Below are 21,056 nucleotides of genomic sequence, written 5' to 3'. Positions count from 1 at the left end.
GATTCCTGGATTCTAAATTCTGAATTCTTCTTTAAGGTGTTTTTTCAAAATCTGCCGATGGTTGATTGTTAAATAACAGCAGGCGGGCGGCAAGGATGGCAAATCCCACAGCAGCGATCGCTTTTAGCAAGGATGTAGGTAATAATTCGGCTACTGCACCTCCTGCTAATGCCCCTAGTAGACTTGTCAACAGCAGTGCGCCTGCTGCACCAAAAAATACCGCACGCGGAGAATGACAACGCCCTGAAAGTGCGATCGCCGCTAGCTGACTTTTGTCACCCAATTCTGATAAAAAAACTGTAATAAAGCTCAGTCCTAAAAGATGCCAATCCATATTGTTAAGGGCAAAGGGGAAATGAAAGAGATGAAGAAGCACGGCAAAAATGACTAATGACTAGTAAATATATCCCAAAAGAGCATTAGGGAAATCACCAACAACATTACACCTGCTGATTTTTCTACAGTTTTTGGGCTGAGTCGGCTGGCTATCCAACTACCTAAAAGCACACCTAATAAGCTGGTGGTTATCAGCGCCGCCGCCGAGCCGATAAATACCACCCACGGCGAATGAGATTCTGCACTCATTAACAGGGTGGATAGCTGAGTCTTATCTCCAATTTCTGCTAGAAAAATGGTTATAAAAGTTGTACCAAAAACTACTAGTGGTGATTGCTGCTTCTGAGGACTATCGGCAACTACAGGCTGAACTGGTTGGGCGATCGCAGGAGTTAAGTTAAAATCATTGCTGTCTTTCAGTTCTAGCTCGATCTCAGTCTGAGATATGCCAGAAATGTCCAAAGGGGCAGAATCAAGTTTCACAGGCAATAGTTTTGTTGTGAGGTTGTTTTCATATTTCTATCATATTCTCAAATTGTTGTAATAAATTGCAACTCCAGATATTAAAACGAGCAATGGGAGTTCACAGCCCAACAGCTTTCTTAAAGCGTAGTATTTCCAAACTGCGATCGCCGTACACTCCTTCTATTTGCTGGCGACAGCAGTCAATAGCAAAATCGTTAACTTCTTCTGGTTTAACCCCATACATATCTTGAAACACTTCTGATTCCACACGACAGAAGCGCGGACGATTGGGGTAGATGCGGCATTCCCGCGTGGTATGATCAAAGTTAATGCACCATCCATCTTCGCCTACCATACTGAGGTAAAGTTCTAGTTCTGGTGGTGAGAGATACTCATCCAAATCTGGACGCTCTGCTGGATCAAGATTACAGCAGGCTCCACATTGCTTCACACATTGCCAAGTTGCCATTTTGGATTAGGAAGTGGGGATTGGGGGCTAGCGATTAGGGATTAGAAATTAAGAATTAAGGATTAGGGATTAGGTATTGAAGATTGAGGATTGGGTATTGAGAAAATTTTCCCAATCCCCAATACGCTTGGGTTAAGGAAATTTATCTGTTAAGGCAAGCATAGGAGGCAGGGGAAGCAGGGGAAGAGAAAAAAGCTTAACTCAACGGTATTGCGCTATATGTATATGTACAGTTTGGGAATTAGCCAAGAACATGAGTTCAGTTGCTGCCTAATTCCCAAGTTGTGCAGCAAGCTAGGGTGTTAACTACGGATTTTGCCGAAGCCCCAACAAGTTTCCGTCAATATCGTTGAAGACAGACAATTGAACTCCGTGGCCAACATCTGTAATTGGCCCAACTTCAACTCCTTTTTCAATAAGGCTTTGACGAGCAGCAACTATATTGTTTACAACAAAGGTACTAACAGCACTACCTGCAACAACAGAGTTACTTAAGTTCAATCCAATTGCAAAATTCCCAATATCAGGGATACTTAACTGTCTCCAGCTAGGCGTGTCATATTTGGATTCAGGAACTAAACCGAGTTTGTCCTTGTACCACTCGACACTAGCTTCTAGATTGGTAACGTCTACTTTAGTGACAAAACTATATTCACCAAAAGTGTTTTTCAATGTCATAATCTACTGTCCTAATCCAAAACTTTTGCAGTATAGATATTATCAACTATTATCAACTTTTTTAAAGATTAAAACAACTGTAACCCAATCGGTAAGTAGTATTTTAGTATTTAGACGCAGATCATAAAAATTTATCCCAAATTAAATCTTCTGCTTTAGTTCAGTAATTATCCTTTTGAATGTTGCCTCTGTTCTAATCCCACATTTCTCACAAGCTTGAGGGGAAGAAGCGGCAGAGGGGAAAGAACTTGTACATGAACTCTCCCCAGCTCCCTGCCCCCGTTCGGCTACGCTTACGGCAAGCCAGCCCCCAATACGGTTGTTAAGCTTGCTTTTTTTCTCCCCCTGCTTCCCCTGCCTTAAAAGATAAATTTTCTTAACCCAAGCGTATTGCCCTAGTCCCCAATCCCCTTATTTTACGTTTTTATGTCTTTTCTTATAATTTTGTTAAGTAAATTAAATCTAACAGCCCATGGCCAGATATGATCGATTGCGTGTTTTGTAATTAAGTTATTGAATTTTTTAAGACAATTGGGAGGAGAAAAGGGAAAATGTTTGACGCTGTATCTGATTTGTTTAACGCTTTTACGAGTATCAATTGGGAAGTTATTTTCCAATTGCTGTCCGTGGCGCTAATTGTGATTGCTGGGCCAGTGGTAATCTTTTTGCTGGCATTTCGCAACGGCAACTTATAAGAGTTCTGAGTGCTGACTAGGAGTTAATAGTTAAGAGTTAAGAATGAAAAGTTAATTAATAACTCATAACTCATAACTCAGCACTCAATACCGATAACGCCTGAAGGGCAGCTTGAATAATACTGTCATATTGTGGCTGTGAGATATCAACTTCTTTAGCGTTTTGACGATTAGTGCCTAGTAAACCGATTATATGTCCTGGCTGCATGGCTAAGACTTTGCCTTCATTATTTTTAATTCTTAATTCTGCTTCAATACCGTTTTTATAGAAACCACAAGTATACTGTCGCTGATTGTACTCAAAGGTGGTAATTGATGGGGTACGTGGCGAAGTAAAAAATTGTTGAAGCTGAGTTGGCAATCTAACACCTATTAACTCTAGCTCGATGGTGGTGTTACCATTAAAGTAATTTTCTCGTAGCTTGTAAGCGACATCTACTCGCGGCGGTAAGCGGAAATAGTCGCCCCAACGCCAAGCGATCGCTTTAATTTTGTACTCCTGATTATCAATAGTTTGAGCAATTGTCAGTTTAATGTGACCCTTACCAACGATTTTTTGCTCAACCACTTGAACATTAGGTGTCCAAAAAATTGGATCGGGGTTGTCCATACCGCAGGGGTGTAGAGCATTAAGCTGTTGATAAAGCTGCTCATTGATTTGATTGAGGTTGACTTCGGCATCAATTTTGAGCAGAGGCTTGAGATGCTGGGGTTCAAGACACTGGTTAGCAAACTCAATCAAACGCGATCGCAACACCTGTAAATTCGCTGCTGGTAGAGAGAATCCCCCGGCTGCTTTGTGTCCGCCAAATTTCCCTAGTAAATCGTGACAATATTCCAAAGCTTCAAATACATGAAACTCTGGAATTGAGCGTGCTGAACCGCGTATATGTTCCTTATCCTCATAAGTACCGATAAACACGGGAACACCGTAGCGTTCCACCAAGCGAGAGGCGACGATACCAATAACACCGTGATGCCAATTGGGTTGAACAACAACTAATACACGGTCTTGTTGTAGAGACGTGATATATTGTGTCTCTACATAGGCGATCGCTTCTTGTTCAATTTGCTCACACATTAGCTGGCGAGAGGCGTTGATTTGTTCGCACTGCATTGCTCTTTCTAGCGCCACTCCCATATCATCCGTAGTCAGCAATTCAATAACAGTCTGGGGATTACCAATCCTACCAATAGCATTAATTCGTGGCCCCAAGCGAAACCCGATATCTTCAGGCTTTAGGGATTTTGGATTTTGGATTTTAGATTTTGAATTGAGGATTTTCTCCTCTGCTCCCCTGCTCCCCTGCTCCCCCTCTCTCGCCTGAACGCCACCTACTTGAATTAACGCCTTCACCCCAGCCAAGTTGGATTTGGGTAAATGCTGTAAACCACGTTTTACCCAGCGGCGATTCACGCCAGTTAAGGGAGCTAAATCTGCGATCGTTCCCAGTGTGAATAGTGCTAGCATCGGCTGGATCAAGCCTTTAGTCTCCCCTAGTTGTTGTGCTAGAGACACTGCCAAAATGTAGGCGACACCAACACCAGCAACACCCCGATAAGGTGAGGATTCAGCTATTAGTTTGGGATTAAGAATAGCGTTCGCTGGGGGTAATTTTTGGGGAATGTCGTGGTGATCGGTTATAATCACTGCAAGACCAAGTTCTCTAGCTCTAGCAACTGGCTCAAACGCAGAGATGCCATTATCTACAGTGAGAATTAATCCTACACCTTCACTGTGGAATTCTTCAACTATGCGTTTATTGATACCGTAACCTTCCTGCATCCGACTCGGAATAGCATAATCTACTTGTGCGCCTAAAGTGCGGAGACTACGTAAAAGTAGAGCAGTGCTAGTCATTCCATCAGCATCATAGTCACCGCAAATAGCAATTTTTGTTTGAGAGGCGATCGCATTTTGCAACAACTCTAAACTAATCGTTAAATCTGGGAATTCTTCCAACGGCAAAGGTAAGACTAAAGACTCTGGCTCTAAAAATGCTTGTACCTGTTCTGGTGTTTCCATACCCCGATTAATCAGCAGTTGACTGATAATGGGGAAAATATTTGTCAAAACCGCCAGCTTTTGGGCAAATTCTGGTTTTTGTGGATAAATTTGCCAACGCTGATTAGGTAAGCGCCTGTTAGGTTTTGATAGTTGAGATACAGCTCCGTTTAGCACAATAAAAGTTAGGAGTTTTCAGTTATGAGTGTTGAATCAAAAGTTGTTTCTTAACTCATAACTAATAACACTATTTGCTATCTAAAACACGTTAATCCTACCATAATCCATAATATATAACGAGCGATCGCCAAAAGAACGCGAAGTCGGACGAAGTTCCAGCCGCAATGTGCCAAAGTTAGGTTTGGAGATAATTGCTTGTAGTGACAAACCCGTTTCGCTCCAAAATATCAGAGATGTATTTGGCTCCGTACCTTCTATTTGTTCTAAACTTAATTTCTGTCCTGGACTTAAGGATATTACATCAGTCCCAGAGGGTTTTTGGATTTTAATCAAGTTGGGTGTGCTATTTAGAACCTCAACCTGGATGCGTTGTCCAGGGGTAAACTGAATTGGGTGCGGGCCACACTTAGAAGCACATGTTCCAGCCAGGGTAGCACTGGGATTATTAATGGATGCGATGAGAACGGTAACTGCAATTAAGGCAAACGACAGAGATATAAACATAATACACAGTATAAGTACTTAATTAAAATTTTACTTAAGGTAAGTACTGTCAAGCCTCAGCATATTTTCCCGAATTAAGCTTGAAATAGAAATCTACAATTTACGCACAGCAACTCCCCTAACTCTACTCAAAAGGGAGAACTTCCAAGGCTGATATCTCTAGCCCTCTTTTGTCACTTTGGGAGAAGCCAATCGCTCAAAGCCTTTGGGAGCTTTAGTTTTCCAGTTTTGGCTACCAACTTTAGTTACTGTTAGATAATATTGGCTCAAAGCTCGACTAAATCAAAGTTTCAGAATCTTGCTTCGATTATTGTTTTCCGAGAGTGACAAAAGAGATCATATCAAGTCCGCTCAATCATTTACGATATGTCATTGCGAGTGGAACGTTCGCGTAGCGTCTCGCTATTAAGTGGTACAACGAAGCCCAGTCAGCACCGCAGGTATCACTTAACATTACTCACTAGGTAATACCAATTCTCTAAAATAAGGCAATAGATATAAGCAGGGATTGCCTTGCTGCATCTAAATTTATCTTTTAATTGCGAACTTGTACTGAGCTTGTCCTCTTGGTAGTCGAAGGGCGTAGCCTAAGAAGAGAAGTATTACAAATTGGTATAAATTATCTGGTCAATGCCGAGCGTTTGCAAATACCGCGTTAACTTTTATGCCTTTTGTTGTGGTGTCAAATAGTGATGTCTGATGACAAGAAGCGTAACTCTTTACACCTCATACCTCACTTTCATGAGAAACTATTACAAATAGTACGTTCAGTCTCAAAATGACCATCTCCATATCGCGGAATTACTTTTGGGAAATCTTTTTTGAAGATGAACCAAGCAAGCAACTCTACGAACCTTCAGACGAATTTGACATTCTTTGGCAGTATCCATCTCAGTTTGGTAAAGGATATTGCCGAGATATTCAATTGCGAGAGGGATTAGGGTTACTAATTAGTAATTATCAACTGCGCGATCGCTTAACAATCAAAGTTCCAGAACGTGGAGGTGATTTTGTAGCATACGACTTTTGGGTTTCAGGAAGCGGCGAAGGCAGGGACGTTCATACGGGAAAATATTTAGCAGGCGGAGCAGGACAGTACCTTTTCTCTAGCGGTGGCACAGTACCAAGCCAAATTGGAACCAGTTCAACAGCGCAACCTCATCTTGCTATATCTGTTTGGATGACACAGGAACTATTTCGCTCATTTGCAGGCAATGCCCAAAAAGAAGTTTCCTCGTCCTTACAGCATCTCCGGCAACCTACTCAAGAACTGTATCAGCGTCTAGGAACAACTACACCAGTAATGCAAGGACTTGTGCAGCAAATTCTGTGCTGTCCGTACCAAGGTTTGACCAAGCGGATGTATCTTGAAAGCAAGACGCTGGAATTAATGACACTGCTGCTAGAAGAGGAGTTGGAAGCAAAAGAGGGTAGGCACAATCCCACTGCACTGAAGTTAAATGATATTGATCGCATTCACCATGCGAGAAATATTTTGCTAGAAAATCTTGACAATCCACCATCTTTGATTGAGTTAGCAAAGCAAGTAGGATTAAACGATCGCAGTCTCAAACAAGGATTTCGCCGAGTGTTTGGTACAACTGCCTTTGGCTACCTACACGACTATCGCCTAGAGAAAGCACGCCAACTCCTCAATACCAGTCAGATGAAAGTAATTGAGGTGGCGGATAGTATCGGCTTTGCCAGCCGCAGTTACTTTACAGCCGCATTTAAGAAAAAGTTTGGTCTTAGCCCTAAAGAATATCAGATGCAGCAGAAAAAGTCCGTATAAAGCACAAAAAAAGTCCGTCTAGCGCACAAAATTTCTTTCACTCATACTAGTCTATCCAGTAATCTTCTTGAAAAGACTTATCAATTTTAATAGGGTGTGATGAGAAATCAGTTGCAACAAGTGGTGTTGATGTTAAGTGCGCTGCTAGTATTAGGTGTTGGGACTGTTCGGGCAGAAACTGTTAAGAAAAATATCCCTAGCATTCGTCAGGTAAAACTTCCGCTTACTAGCGCCGAAATGCTTGTGCAGTTGGCAGCATTAGAAGTTGTGCAAGTGACAGGAGTTAAAGCTAATCATACCAACAAAGGTGTGGAGGTAATTTTACAGACATCTGTTGGAGAACAATTACAAATTATCAATCGCAGTACTGGTAACAATTTTATTGCTGATATTCCTAATGCTCAACTGCGCTTACCTAATGGCGAGGCATTTACATTCCGCTCAGACAAGCCAATTGCGGGGATTACTGAGATAGATGTTACAAACTTTGATGCCAACACTATTCGGGTGACGGTGATAGGTGAGGGTGCTATACCAACTGTTGAATTATTTGATAGTGCGAACGAGGGATTGATTTTTAGTGTTGCAAGTGCGGCTGCTGCTAGCCAACCACAAACGCCACCAACACCTCAACCAAATCAGCCAGAAAATCAGACACAGCCAACTCAACCATCAACTGGTGATGAGCCGATTGAGTTGGTGGTGACAGGGGAGCAAGATGGATACAGTGTGCCAGATGCCTCAACTGCAACTAAAACTGATACTCCTCTACGCGATATTCCCCAATCGATTCAGGTAGTTCCCCAACAGGTGTTGAAGGATCAACAAATAACTCGCTTAGACGATGCTTTGAGAAACGTTAGCGGAGTGACTTCAGCAGATGCTTCTTATCGAATAGATAATTCTTTTACCATTCGCGGCTTTTACACCAATAATGGTACGGGTAATGTTCTCAGGAATGGTCTTAGAGATCCTCTGGGAATGACCTCGCTTGAACTCTCCAACATAGAAAGAATCGAGGTCTTAAAAGGTCCCGGTTCGGTTCTGTTTGGTCAAGGCACTCCCGGCGGCACAATCAATCTAATTACAAAACAACCACTGCGCGACCCGTTTTACTCTGTTGAGGCAACGATTGGGAGTTATGACTTCTACCGAGGTGCGGTGGATCTGTCTGAACCCTTGAATGACTCCAAAACAGTGTTGTATCGGTTGAATACATCTTACCGGGATTCTGGCAGTTTCGTCGATTTTACCGACTACAAAAATCTACTCATTGCACCTGTCCTCAGTTGGGCAATTAGCCCTCGAACAAACCTGACTCTGGAAGGGGAGTACATAGACGCGGAATATGACGGCTCGCCGACGGGTCTGCCAGCCATTGGTACAGTGCTACCGAACCCGAATGGAAAGATACCGCGTAACCGCAATATTAGTAATCCGTCCGCCAGGATCGATCAAACAGTGAGTAGAGTTGGATACACACTGTCACACAAGTTTAGTGATAACTGGTCGTTACGCAATGCTTTTCGAGTGTCGTCCTATCGTGATGATGGAAACGGAGGTTTTTATACTACCAGTCTTGCAGACGACAATCGAACCCTAAATCTTGGCTCCACTTTAAGCGGTTCGCAAATATATATCAACACCTACGATTTGACAACGTACATTGATGGTAAGTTCTCAACCGGTTCGCTGAAACATCAGTTAGTGTTCGGACTCGATCTAGATAGATATGACTTTTTTAGGTTCCGCTATTCTGTGGGATCTTCTGCACAGCTTGATTTGTTTAATCCTGTGTACCCTAGTCAGCCAGCTGGGCCGGCTATCTTCAGTGGCGATACTTCCACTTTAGCAGATACATTGGGTGTTTATGTTCAAGATCAAGTGGCGCTAGCAGAGAATCTAAAGCTGCTATTGGGCGGGCGATTTGATATCTTCAAGCAGACAGACGAAGATTTTGTAGCCAATACAAAAACCAGTCAATCTGATGATGCATTTAGTCCTCGTGTAGGAATTGTCTATCAACCCATTGTGCCAATTTCCCTCTATGCCAGCTACAGTCGTTCGTTTACTCCCAACACTGGAACCCCATTTGGTGGCGGTTCATTCCAACCAGAACGCGGTACTCAGTATGAAGTAGGTGTCAAAGCTGATTTGAGCGATCAACTCTCTGCAACGCTTGCTTTTTACAACCTAACTCGCTCGAACGTCTTGACTACTGACACTAGACCGGGTGTACCACCAGGCTTTTCTCTCCAAACAGGTGAACAACGTAGCCGGGGGATTGAATTGAACATCGCAGGTCAAATTTTACCTGAATGGAACATCATCGCAGGCTATGCCTACACTGATGCGGAAATTACCAAAGACAATGATCCTAATCTGGAAGGCAACTTCTTAAACAATGTCCCCAAGCACAGCTTCAACCTGTGGACAACCTACAAAATTCAACGAGGTTCGTTGCAAGGCTTCGGAGGTGGTGTAGGTTTCTTTTTTGTGGGCGATCGCCAGGGCGATTTAGCCAACACTTTTGAAGTACCAAGTTACTTCCGCACTGATGCTGCGATATTTTACAAGCGAAATAACTTCCGTGCTGCGCTTAATTTCAGGAATCTCTTTAACGTGGACTATTTTGAGAGTGCCCAATCCACATTGCGCGTTTATCCCGGTGAACCATTTACGGTGCAAGGCACAATTTCTTGGGAGTTTTGACATACACAGCTATCAGTCATTTTAGACGATACTCTTTGTAAGTCACTTCTCTACCTTGGGCTGCGTCAACGTAAACACATTACTTGAAAAAACGTAGACGCAAAGCGGTGAAAAAATCGCAGTCTTCTCTACGAGACGCTTTGCGAACGCAAAGCGTTCCGTTGGCGCAGCCCAAGGTAGAGAAGGAAAGGCGGTTCCCGTCGTAGGCGAAACGCTTTTCTTTGTTTTTATAAGAAATGCAACCTCATCAAAGACGCTACGCCCAGCCTTGCTTCCCCAAAAGAGTACACAAGTAAATATGCAATCTTTTATGCGTAACATTAAAAGTGTAATGTCTCTTTAACCAAAGCGTCCACTAATATAATCTTCAGCTTCTTTGGTTTGAGGAGAACTGAACATTTGGATTGTAGGATTAAATTCAACTAATTTTCCGCGACGTTTACCATGTTCGTCAATTTCTGTATTAAAGAAAGCGGTGAAATCTGCCACTCTAGAAGCTTGCTGCATATTGTGAGTCACCATAATGATGGTGTATTGCTGCTTGAGTTCTAAGCAGAGTTCTTCTACTTGACGGCTAGAAATTGGGTCTAAAGCAGAACATGGTTCATCCATCAATAATACATCTGGCTTCATCGCGATCGCTCTTGCAATGCAAAGTCGTTGCTGTTGTCCGCCAGATAATGCAGTTCCCTTTTCTTTGAGTTTATCTTTGACTTCATCCCAAATAGCAGCGCGTCTGAGGGAATCCTCCACCAATTCATCAATGTTACCTTTATAACCGTTAGCACGCGGCCCAAAGGAAATATTTTCGTATATTGACTTGGGGAAAGGATTCGGTCTTTGAAAAACCATGCCGACTTGTCGTCTTAATTTGACAGAATTTATCTTGGGATCGTAAATATTGTGATCGCGATAATTCAGTCTACCCTCTACTCTAGCTCCAGGGATTAAATCATTCATCCGGTTGAAGCAACGCAGTAAGGTACTTTTACCACATCCTGAAGGCCCAATAAAAGCAATAATTTGTTTTTCAGGAATCTTTAGATAAACATCTAAAAGTGCCAAAAATCCTCCATAGTAGACCTTCACACCTTCAACATTGAATACACCCTTGTTTTGGTCGATTGTGGCACTATCTAATTGACTCCTACTATTGCTATAAGTCATTTGGCTGTTCTCCTAATATCCGTGAATGTATCCAATTAGATATTTAATTATCTAATTTATTGAGAAGCGTTGTCGAATATAAATTGCTACACCATTTAAAACTAAAATTAAGATTAACAACGCAATAATTGTCGCTGCTGCTGCACTAGAAAAACCTGGTTCCGGACGAGTTATGTAACTATAAATTTGAATGGGTAATGCCATAAATCTCTGAAACAAACCAGGATTAAAGGTAAGAAAACCTACAGCACCTACAACTATCAGAGAAGCTGCATCACCAATAGCGCGGGATACAGAGATAATCACCCCCGTCAAAATACCAGGAACAGCATAAGGTATGACATGATTGCTGATAGTTCGCCATTTTGTGACACCTAATCCGTAAGAAGCATTTCTCAGAGAATCTGGGACAGCGCGAATTGCTTCTCTAGCTGTCACAATAATTACTGGTAAAGACAACAAGGATAAAGTCAATGCACCGGAAATCAAAGCGGGGCCAAACCCAAGCAAATAATTGAAAACCCCTAAACCCAGCAATCCATAGACGATAGAAGGTACACCCGCCAAATTACTGATATTAATCTCAATAATTGCTGTCCACCAAGCTTTAGGTGCATATTCTTCTAGATATAAAGCTGCTCCGACACCAATTGGGACAGTTACTAAAATCACAACAGTTCCTAAAAGCATACTGCTGATAATCGCAGGACGAATACCACCTTGCTCAGGAAAACGAGAAGGAGTTTCTGTGAGAAAGCCGGGTGATAAAAATCTGCCTAATCCGTCTTTCAAAATATCAAAAAGTAGCAATGCTAGGATAAATAAACCAATCAGCAATCCTAACAAAAAAAGTACTTCAAATACTTTTCCTAATTTATCCCTACTCTCAACATTATCGGTAAATTCTGCCGCAGATTCTAAAGAATCATCTTGTTGATAACTTATAGCCATATTTATTTAGTCGTATTTTTCTTTAAAGCGATTAGCAATCCAGTAACTAACAATATTCAAAGCAAGAGTAAGTAGAAACAAAACAGCGCCTACAGCATATAACGTCTTGAAATTAAGACTACCACGCGGACTATCTCCACCAGAAATTTGTGCCATGTAAGCTGTCATGGTTTCTACTGATTCCATAAAATTAACAGTTAATCTTGGTTGTTGTCCGGCGGCGATGAGCACAGTCATTGTTTCACCTACAGCGCGAGAAATACCCAAAATAATTGAGGCTATGATTCCAGAAAGTGCGGCTGGTAGAACTACTTTAAAAATGGTTTCCAGTTTAGTGATACCTAAAGCATAAGCTCCTTCTCGCAAAGAACGGGGAACTGCTCGGATAGCATCTAAGCTGATAGAACCAACAGTAGGAGTAATCATTACCCCCATCATTAACCCTGCACTCAAAGCATTAAATATTTCCAGAGGGATAAAATTCCGCAGCAATGGTGTAAGGAATAAAAGCGCAAAGTAACCATATACTACCGTTGGAATTCCTGCCAAAAGTTCCACTGCCGGACGTAAAATTGCTGCCACTTTAGGTTCAGCATATTCACTCAAATAAATAGCAGAAGATAAACCTAAAGGAATAGCAACTGCCATCGCAATAGCTGTAGTCAATAAAGTGCCATTAATCAATGGCCAAACACCAAAATGTTTATCTGCAAATAGAGGTGTCCATTTAGTATCAAGAAAAAAACTCGCAAATGAGACTTCTTGAAAAAAACTGAATGTCTCCTGAAAAATAATTACGACAATACCAAAGGTAGTCAAAACCGAAACTAAAGCACAAGCAAATAAAATCGCTGCAATAATCTTTTCTGAAATATCTTCAGATGCATTTTTCTCCAGTGACTGTCTGGATAGTAAATAAGCATCATCTTGAGAATTGGTACTCTGCATAAACAATTAAGTTATCACTACAATTGAACTACAATGACTGAGACTTTATTTAAATAAACTTTGTGATTGGTTCACCTGGTTTTGCTTTTTTGAATTTTGTCCCACTTTCACCAGTAGCAAATTTTTGTTTTACCTTGAGATAAGCTTCATCCGGTAGTGCCACATAACCAACACTATCTACCCACTTCCAAGAATTTTCTAGATAAAAATCTACAAATTCTTTGACTGCTGGCTTAGTATCTAAGGATTTTTTACTGACATAGATGAAGAGAGGACGAGACAAAGGTGTATAGATATTTTTAATTACATTATCCACTGGAACTGGTTTTTCACACTTTCCTGTAGGACTTTCTACAGCAACTAGATTCAGTTTTTCTTGATTTTGAATATAGTAAGATATCCCTACATAACCCAAAGCTGTTACATCACCTGAGACTCCTTGTACAAGAAGGTTTTGATTTTGAGTAGCAGTGTAATCTGTACGGCCATTCTTGGCTTTACCAGTCACAGCTTGAGTCATATAATCGAATGTTCCCGTATCCGAAGATGGAGCATATAGCTTCAGCTTTTGGTTAGGGAACTTGGGATTAACTTGATTCCATGTCAATACTTTTCCGTCTGATTTGCCACCCCAAATCTTACCCAGTTCCTTAATAGTTAAACATTTGGCAAAGTTATTTTGGCGGTTGGCAATCACAGCAATGCCATCTAAAGCTATAGGCAACTCGACAAATTCAATGTTCTTACTTTTACATTTTTTAATTTCTTCATCTCTAATAGTGCGAGAAGCACCAGCTATATCAATATCGCCATTACAAAATTTACTAAAACCACCACCAGTACCACTTGAGGCAACGCTTACTTTAGCTTCAGGTTTGACTTTACCGTATTCTTCTGCAACTGCTAAAGAAATAGGAAAACCTACAGCTGCACCATCAATACTCACCTGACTTTTCTTTTCTTCCTTGCTGCTACAAGCAGCGATAGTGCTGGCAATAATCATTAAAAATATAAGGAAAAAGCTATCCTTAAATCTGCTCCGAAAGTTCATAAATTCTCAATTGAGTAAAGTGATTTAAAATTTTTATGCATGGCTATCTGCTAGTAGATAATCCTGCACGAAAAGTATAGATATTATGCTTTGCTAGCAGCCTTAACTTTGTCAAAAATAGCCCCATCTGCAAAAAACTTTTTCTGGATAATATCCCAGCCACCTAAATCTTGAGATGTGAATAAAGTTTTAATTGGCTGATATTGTAATGCAACTTCTTGGGTAACAGTGGGGTTAACAGGACGATATTGTAATTTAGCAAATTCTCGTTGAGCTTCTGTTGAGTAAAGAAAATCAACAAATGCTTGTGCAACTTCCCTTGTACCGTGTTGATCAACGTTTTTATCAACTACGGCTACAGGATTATCAATGGAAATATTGACTTGGGGTACAACATAAGGTAGTTTAGTCCCATTTTTTCCTGCTAAAATTACTTCATTCTCGTAGTTGATTAAGACATCACCCTGATTTTGTTGGAAAAATAAATTGCTAGCTTCACGAGCATCTTTCGTCAGAATAGGAGTGTTTTTATAAACTTTGGTGACGTAATCTAATGCTGTCGCTTCGTCACCTCCGGTTAGACTCACGGAACCCCAAAAAGCCAAGAATTCCCAGATAGCAATACCAGAAGTTTTTGGGTTAGCGGCAATCACTTTCACGCCATCTTTTGCTAAGTCTGCCCAAGTATTGATGCCTTTGGGATTGCCTTCGCGGGTGACGATCGCAGCAACCGATTTACTAACAATACCACTTCTGGGAGCTTTGGTTTCCCAACCTGATTTAATCAAACCTGCAAGAGCAATTTTGCTGACATCCAGAGGAAGTGCCAAATGTACTATATCTGCTTTTTGCGAACCAGCAATAACAGCAGCAGTTTGAGCACCAGAACCTCCATAACTTTGCTCAAATGTGACATTTTGGTTATGTTCTTGCTTCCACTTTTCGACAAATTTGGGGATTATCTGATCGTGAGCTGCTTTGGTGACAGAGAAAGAAACGAGTTTTAACTTAACATCATTTTTGCTAGCTGAACTGCTTCCAGAGCAGGAGGCAACTGCTATACTCAAAAAAGCACCTATGAGAAACAGAGTCACAAAGCTTTGCACAGTGTGTCTATTGAACCAACTTTTAATTATGTGTTTATACAAGAGTTGTATAGTCTGCAAAGCTTTGATGACATCAGCTCGGATACTCTCACTTAGAAATTTACTTAATTGTGTCAGCTGTTGCGACTTACTCATCAGAATTTACCCCTAAATCTACGGTATTATTAGCTGAATACCGTAATATGAAAAATTATAGGATATATAGAACAAAAGTTCTCATTTGGCTTCAATTATTTTTACTAAGTCAGGAGTTTCTCATCAAAGTAGGGTCTAAGCTCTGCCACCTCTAATATCGTGTCCGGCTAAAGACTTATCATTTAGACCGCAGTTCTTGCTGAAAGCAGGGGGAAAGAGGTGGCGTTGCTGATTCCACCTATGAAAATGATTTTGCATAATACCAAAATCCTTGTAGAGACGTAGCAGTGCTACGTCTCTACATCCAGATTCATAGTTCAATTCAGCAACGCCAAAGAGGTTTTTCCGATTTTTACACAGATGCGGTAATCATAAGTGATTAACCGGACTTGAGATAATGCTCTTTCATCACTCTCACAAGAGAATAAAACAATAATCCTTACTACACAAGACTTTCAGACAAAAGATATGATTGTAGCCATAATGTTAGAAAATAAAGCGACAAACCCAGTTTCTATGCCTTGTTTAGAAGTTGGCTGAAATGTTTGTTTGACCAGAGTGATGAAAGAGCGATAAAAAGCTGACTTATTTACAGTCTATACATATTATTGTATAAAAATTATCACTCATTTTTAGAACTTACGCAATTTGGAAAAACCGATATAATTCGTAAGACAGGTATAAGTATCTTCACTAGTTATTGCGTCATTTACTCTATCCGTATTGCTACAACCAGCTTAGGATAGACTAGAAGCATTTTTTGGAAACAATGGTAGAAAAAATTACAGCTGTCTTTAATGGCAAAGTGTTCTATCCGGCTGAACCGATCGCACTGCCAATCAATACCCGCGTGCGAATTAGTATTGAAATTTTACCGCCAAGTGAACATGGTACGGGATCATTTCTGCAAACGGCGCGATCGCTCAACTTAGATGGCCCATCTGATTGGTCTAGCAATATAGATAAATATTTATACGGTAAGTAAACTTTCCATGCATTCTGAAGTCTTTCTTGATACATCATTTGCCATTGCCTTATCTGCACCGAGCGATCGCTTGCATGACCGAGCCTTACATCTAGCTAAAATGTTACAAGCGGCAGAAACTCGTTTGGTGACAACACAGGCAGTGATGTTGGAAATTGGCAATGCCTTATCCCAACAACCTTATCGTCAAGCGGCAATCATATTATTAAATTCTTTAGTAGCAGACTCCAAAGTAGAAATTGTTCCCCTTTCCCAAGAACTCTACGAACGTGCTTTCGAACTATATCGGGAACAAACAGAGAAAGAATGGGGATTTGGTGATTGCGTATCTTTTATAGTGATGCAATATAGTGGAATCACGGAAGCCCTGACTGCTGATGAGCATTTTCAACAAGCAGGCTTTCGAGCATTACTACGAGAAAATTTGCCTTAAAGATTGAGAATTGAGCATTGGTATTGGTTATTCACAAATGACTAATGACAATTAAATCTTTCGTTACAATCGGTATATGCGTTAGGCATTCAAGAGTTATCAGCCATGAAATTGATTTTCGATCCACCTATTCCTGTAAAAATTCAAAAGATGAAGGAACGGGTGCGATGGATGCATCCAAGTTTTGTGCAACGGGGAATTGACCAAACTTGCATGGTTATAGATGATCGCAGAGAACATAGTCCAGAATTTTCCTTTATGGTTATCGGTGATTCCGGTACCAAATCCCATTCTCGATACCACCCCCAACGAAAAGTTGCTGAACTCATGCTGACTCACCGCGATGATTGCAGTTTTGTGTTGCACACAGGCGATGTAATTTATGTGGTTGGTTCCCAAGAGTATTATTCAACAAACTTTATTGAGCCTTACCGGGAATTTCTTATAGGTGGCAAAAACCCGAAAGACATTCCTTATGATCGCATGGTGTTTAATCTGCCATTCTTGCCAGTACTTGGTAATCATGATTACTACGATGTACCGTTGATGTACCGTTTATTTACTGGAACAACATCTTCACTACGTCGCCTTTTGCGCTACAAAGATATCGAGATTGGCTGGCATGGCTCGTATCAAGGTAATGCTTATGCACGGGCATTTATGGACTATACAGGGGCGATGTCTGACCCAGAATTACAACGTCATTTAGATCAACATTACACTGCTAAAACCAACACAGGGCGATGTTTGCGTTACGAACCTGGACAGTTTACCCGCTTACCCAATCGTTATTACACCTTTTGTTACGGCGGCATTGATTTTTTCGCACTGGATTCTAATACCTTTAATACACCATCGCCCTTACCTGCAACTCAAGAGGCAGAAATTTACCGCCGCCAATTGCAAAAGCGCCGCCAGGAAATAGATCGAGAAGAATTGCAGATTTTGGAAATATGCGATCATCTCAATCCTAATAAACCGACCGATGCAGAACAACTTGATGAACTTAGCGCCAAATTAGACCAAATAAACGAGATCAAAATCGACATTGAGAAACAATTAGCATCTCAAAAAATACCTGCGATCGACTTTGAACAACTTGAATGGTTGCGTACCAGACTAATCGAATCTTGGAACAACTCCCAAGTGCGCGGACGGATTATCTTTTTCCACCATCCACCCTATGTCACAGAAGCGACAAAGTGGCATCAAGCCCAAACTTTGGCGGTTCGCCACCGCTTACGCTGGGTGTTTGAACAAGTGGCAGAAACTCTTGGTTCTTTAATTAAAGAACGTCCCATAGTGGATTTGATTTTAAATGGTCATGCTCACTGTTTGGAGCATCTTTGCACAACTGATACCGGATTCGCTGACTCTCACATTAACTGTATTATCTCTGGTGGTAGTGGTCATCGTCCCCGTTATCAACGGCAAGAGGGGACTGAATTAATGGAGACTTTTACCGAAATTGCAGGTAAATCCACTCGGAAAGTTGCCGATTCAACGCTTTTTGTAGGTCGTCATGATTACAATTTCCAGAACCGCTTGCCTTACTCATGTGTGCGGATTGATGTTCTGGATGGTAGCCCACCTAAGTTTATCATCAGACCACTGATCGCTGAACGAATTGAAGATGAATGGTATAACCGCGAACTTGAACCTTTTGTGATTTAAATAAGATGCGATCGCTTAATTCAATTACCAAATTTTAGAGACACGTCCGATCTAGCCTTGCACAATTATCTGAAGTTATGGTTATTGCAAGCGTTTATATCTTAATCTTAAATAGAGTTTTGATAATTTCAGATTATGGCAGGACATAGTAAATGGGCAAATATTAAGCGCCAAAAAGCTGTAGTAGATGCAAAAAGGGGAAAAACCTTCACTCAGTTATCGCGGGCGATTATCGTTGCAGCTAGAAGCGGTGTACCAGATCCGGCGCTGAATTTTCAACTTCGCACGGCAATTGACAAGGCAAAGGCAGCAAGTATTCCTAATGATAATATTGAACGAGCGATCGCTAAAGGTGCAGGTACTTTTGGTGGCGATAATGCTACCTTTGAAGCGATTCGCTACGAAGGTTATGGCCCTAATGGTGTAGCAATTTTAATCGAAGCCCTTACAGATAATCGTAATCGCACTGCTGCTGACTTGCGTGTAGCTTTTAGTAAAAATGGTGGCAATCTTGGTGAAACAGGTTGCGTTAGCTGGATGTTTGACCAAAAAGGCGTTTGTGTAGTGCAGGGTGTAGTTGACGAAGAACAGCTTTTAGAAGCATCCCTCGAAGGCGGTGCTGAGTCTTATGAGATGACTGAAGATGAGATGGCTGAGGTATGTACTGACATTGGCAATTTAGAAACCCTTAGCCAGACACTCAAAAATCAAGGCTTTAAGGTAACTGATGCTGAATTGCGCTGGATTCCCAGTAATAGTGTAGAAGTTACAGATCCAGATCAGGCGCGATCGCTTTTCAAGTTAATTGATACTCTAGAAGGCTTGGATGACGTGCAAAATGTCACAGCTAACTTTGATATAGCAGAAGAATTGATGGCTCTGAGCATTTCTTAATTAAAACTCACATAGCTATCATCGCTAAATGACACTTCTTTAAATTATGTGCAAAATCTTACATTGTAATTGGAAATGCTAGCAATTCTCCCACCTAAGTCTTATAATTTACGGATGTAAAATAGACATGAAAGGTTCATATTAATTACAAACTTATGACATACGTCTAGTGGATAGTTGGATTGTTCGTAACCTGATAAGGATTTTCAAGTGAATAAGTTCACTAAAGCTTTACTTTTGGCTGTAATATTTGCTGCACCTTTGACCGTTTTTGCATCTCAAGCTCAAGCAGTTGTCCATACTACTAGTGTAAAAGGTGCTAAAGTTCATCATAAAACACATCACAAGAGACATCACAAGGGTCATCCTAAAAACGTAGCTCCTAAAACTAATAAATAGTTACTATTAGTTGAAAAAGTTTCTAGCTTTGTAATAATGTTTAATGTTGGTTTCCCTGAAAAATTAATTGTATTATTAACCCTGCTGAAATCCCTATCAATCAGCAGGTTTTTTTTATTAACTTGCTCATGAGGGCGCGATCACGTCAAAATAAGAGTTAAGACGCTGTAACCTAACTTAACAATGACCATAACGCAGCTTGAGCAAATTTACCCTCAACCTACACCGCCAGACTTGCAGGGGTATGAATATGATTTGGTAATTGTCGGCGGTGGGATTACTGGGTTAACTCTAGCCTCTGCTTTAAAAGATTCTGGCTTGAGTGTCTTGCTGATTGAAGCAAAAGTGGCATCAGCAGCTGTAGCGAAAGGGCAAGCTTATGCAGTTCATCAGCTTTCGGCGCTAATTTACCAAGGAATTGGAGTTTGGGAGAAAATATTGCCTCAAATAGCCAAATATTGCCGGGTTCGTCTTTCTGATGCCAATTATCCCAATGTGGTGGAATTTACCACAAATGATATAGATACAGCAGAGTTGGGTTATGTAGCAGAACACCAAGCCCTATTGCAGCCTTTGCAAGAGTTTGTCCAAAATTGTGCAAATGTGACTTATTTCTGTCCAGCTGAAGTGGTAAATACACAATACCAGAAAGATATAGTAGCGATAGATATTAAAGTTGGCGATCAGTTATACTCAGTTCGCAGTAAATTACTCATAGCAGCAGATGGGGCGCGATCGCCAATTCGTCAAGCTGCTGGTATCAAAACATCTGGCTGGAAATATTGGCAGTCTTGCATCGTGGCATTTGTCAAACCAGAAAAACCCCACAACAACACCGCTTACGAAAGATTTTGGTCTAGCGGGCCTTTTGCGATTTTACCTTTACCGGGGAACCGTTGCCGCATTGTGTGGACAGCCCCTCATGAAGAAGCAAAAGCTTTATGTGCTTTAAATGATGAGCAATTCTTAGCTGAACTTACCCGTCGCTATGGCGATCAGATGGGGAAATTGGAATTACTAGGCGATCGCTTTGTATTCCAGGTACAACTCATGCAAAGCGATCGCTATGTTCTCCCCCGACTGGCATTAATTGGTGATGCGGCGCACAATTGCCATCCTGTGGGTGGACAAGGTTTAAATCTGGGGATTCGGGATGCAGCAGCTTTGGCGCAAGTAATCCAAACAGCGCACCGAGCGGGTAAAGATATTGGCGACATTCATATTCTCAAAGGTTATGAACGCTGGCGCAAGCTAGAAAACCTGACTATTTTAGGTTTCACCGATTTATTAGATCGGATGTTTTCTAATAACTTCTTACCTGTGGTAGTGGTGCGTCGCCTGGGTTTATGGCTTTTGCAGCGAGTCCCTGTATTAAAAGTGTTTATGCTGAAGTTGATGATTGGCTTGAAGGGGCGGACTCCAGAATTGGCAAAACATAAACACTACACTACAGCAGCTTGAAAAATCTGGTTTGGCG

At 41.2% G+C, this 21,056-nt stretch carries 20 protein-coding genes; 9 read left to right on the top strand and 11 right to left on the bottom strand.

Annotated elements, in window-relative coordinates:
- Nucleotides 1-31: 31 nt before the first annotated feature.
- The 4 genes from V7L20_RS18855 to V7L20_RS18840 all read right to left on the bottom strand — a co-directional run bounded on the left by V7L20_RS18855 (nucleotide 32) and on the right by V7L20_RS18840 (nucleotide 1,948).
- Nucleotides 32-334, bottom strand: a complete 303-nt coding sequence (locus V7L20_RS18855) for a TMEM165/GDT1 family protein (protein ID WP_334745552.1) — start codon at nucleotides 332-334, stop codon at nucleotides 32-34.
- A gap of 53 nt (nucleotides 335-387) precedes the next feature.
- The gene (locus tag V7L20_RS18850) at nucleotides 388-819 is read right to left on the bottom strand and encodes a TMEM165/GDT1 family protein (RefSeq protein WP_334745551.1); all 432 of its coding nucleotides are present in this window, start codon (nucleotides 817-819) and stop codon (nucleotides 388-390) included.
- Between the two features lie 100 nt (nucleotides 820-919).
- Nucleotides 920-1,270 carry a YkgJ family cysteine cluster protein gene (locus tag V7L20_RS18845; RefSeq protein WP_334745550.1) on the bottom strand — a complete coding sequence of 117 codons (351 nt, stop codon included), beginning with the start codon at nucleotides 1,268-1,270 and terminating at the stop codon, nucleotides 920-922.
- Nucleotides 1,271-1,576: 306 nt separating this feature from the next.
- Nucleotides 1,577-1,948: a VOC family protein gene (locus V7L20_RS18840; RefSeq protein ID WP_334745549.1), complete on the bottom strand. Its 372-nt coding sequence runs from the start codon at nucleotides 1,946-1,948 to the stop codon at nucleotides 1,577-1,579.
- Nucleotides 1,949-2,499: 551 nt separating this feature from the next.
- Between V7L20_RS18840 and psb30 the strand changes: the two genes are divergently transcribed.
- On the top strand, nucleotides 2,500-2,643 hold the full coding sequence (psb30, locus tag V7L20_RS18835) for a photosystem II reaction center protein Ycf12/Psb30 (protein ID WP_114086065.1): 144 nt from the start codon (nucleotides 2,500-2,502) through the stop codon (nucleotides 2,641-2,643).
- Nucleotides 2,644-2,713: 70 nt separating this feature from the next.
- On the opposite strand, the gene V7L20_RS18830 is transcribed toward psb30, so the two are convergent.
- Both V7L20_RS18830 and V7L20_RS18825 read right to left on the bottom strand, forming a co-directional pair.
- A complete protein-coding gene (locus V7L20_RS18830; RefSeq protein WP_334745548.1) occupies nucleotides 2,714-4,825 on the bottom strand; it encodes a single-stranded-DNA-specific exonuclease RecJ in 2,112 nt (703 codons plus the stop codon).
- 81 nt (nucleotides 4,826-4,906) lie between these two features.
- Nucleotides 4,907-5,332 carry a hypothetical protein gene (locus V7L20_RS18825; RefSeq protein ID WP_334745547.1) on the bottom strand — a complete coding sequence of 142 codons (426 nt, stop codon included), beginning with the start codon at nucleotides 5,330-5,332 and terminating at the stop codon, nucleotides 4,907-4,909.
- A gap of 778 nt (nucleotides 5,333-6,110) precedes the next feature.
- Here V7L20_RS18825 and V7L20_RS18820 point away from each other — a divergent pair.
- The gene (locus V7L20_RS18820; RefSeq protein WP_334745546.1) at nucleotides 6,111-7,124 is read left to right on the top strand and encodes a helix-turn-helix transcriptional regulator; all 1,014 of its coding nucleotides are present in this window, start codon (nucleotides 6,111-6,113) and stop codon (nucleotides 7,122-7,124) included.
- Nucleotides 7,125-7,223: 99 nt separating this feature from the next.
- Complete coding sequence (locus V7L20_RS18815; RefSeq protein ID WP_334745545.1) at nucleotides 7,224-9,836, top strand: TonB-dependent siderophore receptor; 2,613 nt, start codon at nucleotides 7,224-7,226, stop codon at nucleotides 9,834-9,836.
- A gap of 339 nt (nucleotides 9,837-10,175) precedes the next feature.
- Here V7L20_RS18815 and pstB read toward each other — a convergent pair whose 3' ends face one another.
- From pstB to V7L20_RS18790, 5 genes are all read right to left on the bottom strand, one after another.
- The gene (pstB, locus tag V7L20_RS18810; protein WP_334745544.1) at nucleotides 10,176-11,003 is read right to left on the bottom strand and encodes a phosphate ABC transporter ATP-binding protein PstB; all 828 of its coding nucleotides are present in this window, start codon (nucleotides 11,001-11,003) and stop codon (nucleotides 10,176-10,178) included.
- Between the two features lie 51 nt (nucleotides 11,004-11,054).
- Nucleotides 11,055-11,954, bottom strand: a complete 900-nt coding sequence (gene pstA / locus V7L20_RS18805) for a phosphate ABC transporter permease PstA (RefSeq protein WP_334745543.1) — start codon at nucleotides 11,952-11,954, stop codon at nucleotides 11,055-11,057.
- Nucleotides 11,955-11,960: 6 nt separating this feature from the next.
- The gene (gene pstC / locus V7L20_RS18800; RefSeq protein ID WP_334745542.1) at nucleotides 11,961-12,902 is read right to left on the bottom strand and encodes a phosphate ABC transporter permease subunit PstC; all 942 of its coding nucleotides are present in this window, start codon (nucleotides 12,900-12,902) and stop codon (nucleotides 11,961-11,963) included.
- Nucleotides 12,903-12,951: 49 nt separating this feature from the next.
- A complete protein-coding gene (locus V7L20_RS18795) occupies nucleotides 12,952-13,953 on the bottom strand; it encodes a PstS family phosphate ABC transporter substrate-binding protein (RefSeq protein ID WP_334745541.1) in 1,002 nt (333 codons plus the stop codon).
- Between the two features lie 83 nt (nucleotides 13,954-14,036).
- Complete coding sequence (locus V7L20_RS18790) at nucleotides 14,037-15,194, bottom strand: sulfate ABC transporter substrate-binding protein (RefSeq protein ID WP_334745540.1); 1,158 nt, start codon at nucleotides 15,192-15,194, stop codon at nucleotides 14,037-14,039.
- A gap of 769 nt (nucleotides 15,195-15,963) precedes the next feature.
- Here V7L20_RS18790 and V7L20_RS18785 point away from each other — a divergent pair.
- The 6 genes from V7L20_RS18785 (at nucleotide 15,964) to V7L20_RS18760 (ending at nucleotide 21,040) form a co-directional block, all read left to right on the top strand.
- Nucleotides 15,964-16,179, top strand: a complete 216-nt coding sequence (locus V7L20_RS18785) for a hypothetical protein (RefSeq protein ID WP_334745539.1) — start codon at nucleotides 15,964-15,966, stop codon at nucleotides 16,177-16,179.
- A gap of 7 nt (nucleotides 16,180-16,186) precedes the next feature.
- Nucleotides 16,187-16,612 carry a type II toxin-antitoxin system VapC family toxin gene (locus V7L20_RS18780; protein WP_334745538.1) on the top strand — a complete coding sequence of 142 codons (426 nt, stop codon included), beginning with the start codon at nucleotides 16,187-16,189 and terminating at the stop codon, nucleotides 16,610-16,612.
- Nucleotides 16,613-16,717: 105 nt separating this feature from the next.
- On the top strand, nucleotides 16,718-18,286 hold the full coding sequence (locus tag V7L20_RS18775) for a metallophosphoesterase family protein (protein ID WP_334745537.1): 1,569 nt from the start codon (nucleotides 16,718-16,720) through the stop codon (nucleotides 18,284-18,286).
- A 135-nt stretch (nucleotides 18,287-18,421) separates the two neighbouring features.
- Nucleotides 18,422-19,180, top strand: coding sequence for a YebC/PmpR family DNA-binding transcriptional regulator (locus V7L20_RS18770; protein WP_334745536.1), 759 nt, complete (start codon nucleotides 18,422-18,424; stop codon nucleotides 19,178-19,180).
- A gap of 210 nt (nucleotides 19,181-19,390) precedes the next feature.
- Entirely contained in the window at nucleotides 19,391-19,579 is a 189-nt protein-coding gene (locus V7L20_RS18765) for a hypothetical protein (RefSeq protein ID WP_334745535.1), read from the top strand.
- A gap of 183 nt (nucleotides 19,580-19,762) precedes the next feature.
- On the top strand, nucleotides 19,763-21,040 hold the full coding sequence (locus V7L20_RS18760) for an FAD-dependent hydroxylase (protein ID WP_334745534.1): 1,278 nt from the start codon (nucleotides 19,763-19,765) through the stop codon (nucleotides 21,038-21,040).
- Nucleotides 21,041-21,056 lie beyond the last annotated feature (16 nt).

The organism is Nostoc sp. (assembly GCF_036916735.1).
Classification (GTDB): domain Bacteria; phylum Cyanobacteriota; class Cyanobacteriia; order Cyanobacteriales; family Nostocaceae; genus Nostoc.
Note: the sequence above shows the minus strand (reverse complement) of the source record. Positions and strands in the feature narration are given on the sequence as shown.

What these genes read in the sequence shown, in the direction of transcription:
- V7L20_RS18760 (WP_334745534.1), top strand. Translation starts at nt 19,763, where the DNA reads ATGACCATAACGCAGCTTGAGCAAATTTACCCTCAACCTACACCGCCA.
- V7L20_RS18815 (WP_334745545.1), top strand. Translation starts at nt 7,224, where the DNA reads ATGAGAAATCAGTTGCAACAAGTGGTGTTGATGTTAAGTGCGCTGCTA.
- V7L20_RS18785 (WP_334745539.1), top strand. Translation starts at nt 15,964, where the DNA reads ATGGTAGAAAAAATTACAGCTGTCTTTAATGGCAAAGTGTTCTATCCG.
- V7L20_RS18840 (WP_334745549.1), bottom strand. Translation starts at nt 1,948, where the DNA reads ATGACATTGAAAAACACTTTTGGTGAATATAGTTTTGTCACTAAAGTA.
- V7L20_RS18790 (WP_334745540.1), bottom strand. Translation starts at nt 15,194, where the DNA reads ATGAGTAAGTCGCAACAGCTGACACAATTAAGTAAATTTCTAAGTGAG.
- pstA (WP_334745543.1), bottom strand. Translation starts at nt 11,954, where the DNA reads ATGGCTATAAGTTATCAACAAGATGATTCTTTAGAATCTGCGGCAGAA.
- V7L20_RS18855 (WP_334745552.1), bottom strand. Translation starts at nt 334, where the DNA reads ATGGATTGGCATCTTTTAGGACTGAGCTTTATTACAGTTTTTTTATCA.
- V7L20_RS18820 (WP_334745546.1), top strand. Translation starts at nt 6,111, where the DNA reads ATGACCATCTCCATATCGCGGAATTACTTTTGGGAAATCTTTTTTGAA.
- V7L20_RS18845 (WP_334745550.1), bottom strand. Translation starts at nt 1,270, where the DNA reads ATGGCAACTTGGCAATGTGTGAAGCAATGTGGAGCCTGCTGTAATCTT.
- pstC (WP_334745542.1), bottom strand. Translation starts at nt 12,902, where the DNA reads ATGCAGAGTACCAATTCTCAAGATGATGCTTATTTACTATCCAGACAG.
- V7L20_RS18775 (WP_334745537.1), top strand. Translation starts at nt 16,718, where the DNA reads ATGAAATTGATTTTCGATCCACCTATTCCTGTAAAAATTCAAAAGATG.
- V7L20_RS18780 (WP_334745538.1), top strand. Translation starts at nt 16,187, where the DNA reads ATGCATTCTGAAGTCTTTCTTGATACATCATTTGCCATTGCCTTATCT.
- V7L20_RS18770 (WP_334745536.1), top strand. Translation starts at nt 18,422, where the DNA reads ATGGCAGGACATAGTAAATGGGCAAATATTAAGCGCCAAAAAGCTGTA.
- psb30 (WP_114086065.1), top strand. Translation starts at nt 2,500, where the DNA reads ATGTTTGACGCTGTATCTGATTTGTTTAACGCTTTTACGAGTATCAAT.
- pstB (WP_334745544.1), bottom strand. Translation starts at nt 11,003, where the DNA reads ATGACTTATAGCAATAGTAGGAGTCAATTAGATAGTGCCACAATCGAC.
- V7L20_RS18825 (WP_334745547.1), bottom strand. Translation starts at nt 5,332, where the DNA reads ATGTTTATATCTCTGTCGTTTGCCTTAATTGCAGTTACCGTTCTCATC.
- V7L20_RS18795 (WP_334745541.1), bottom strand. Translation starts at nt 13,953, where the DNA reads ATGAACTTTCGGAGCAGATTTAAGGATAGCTTTTTCCTTATATTTTTA.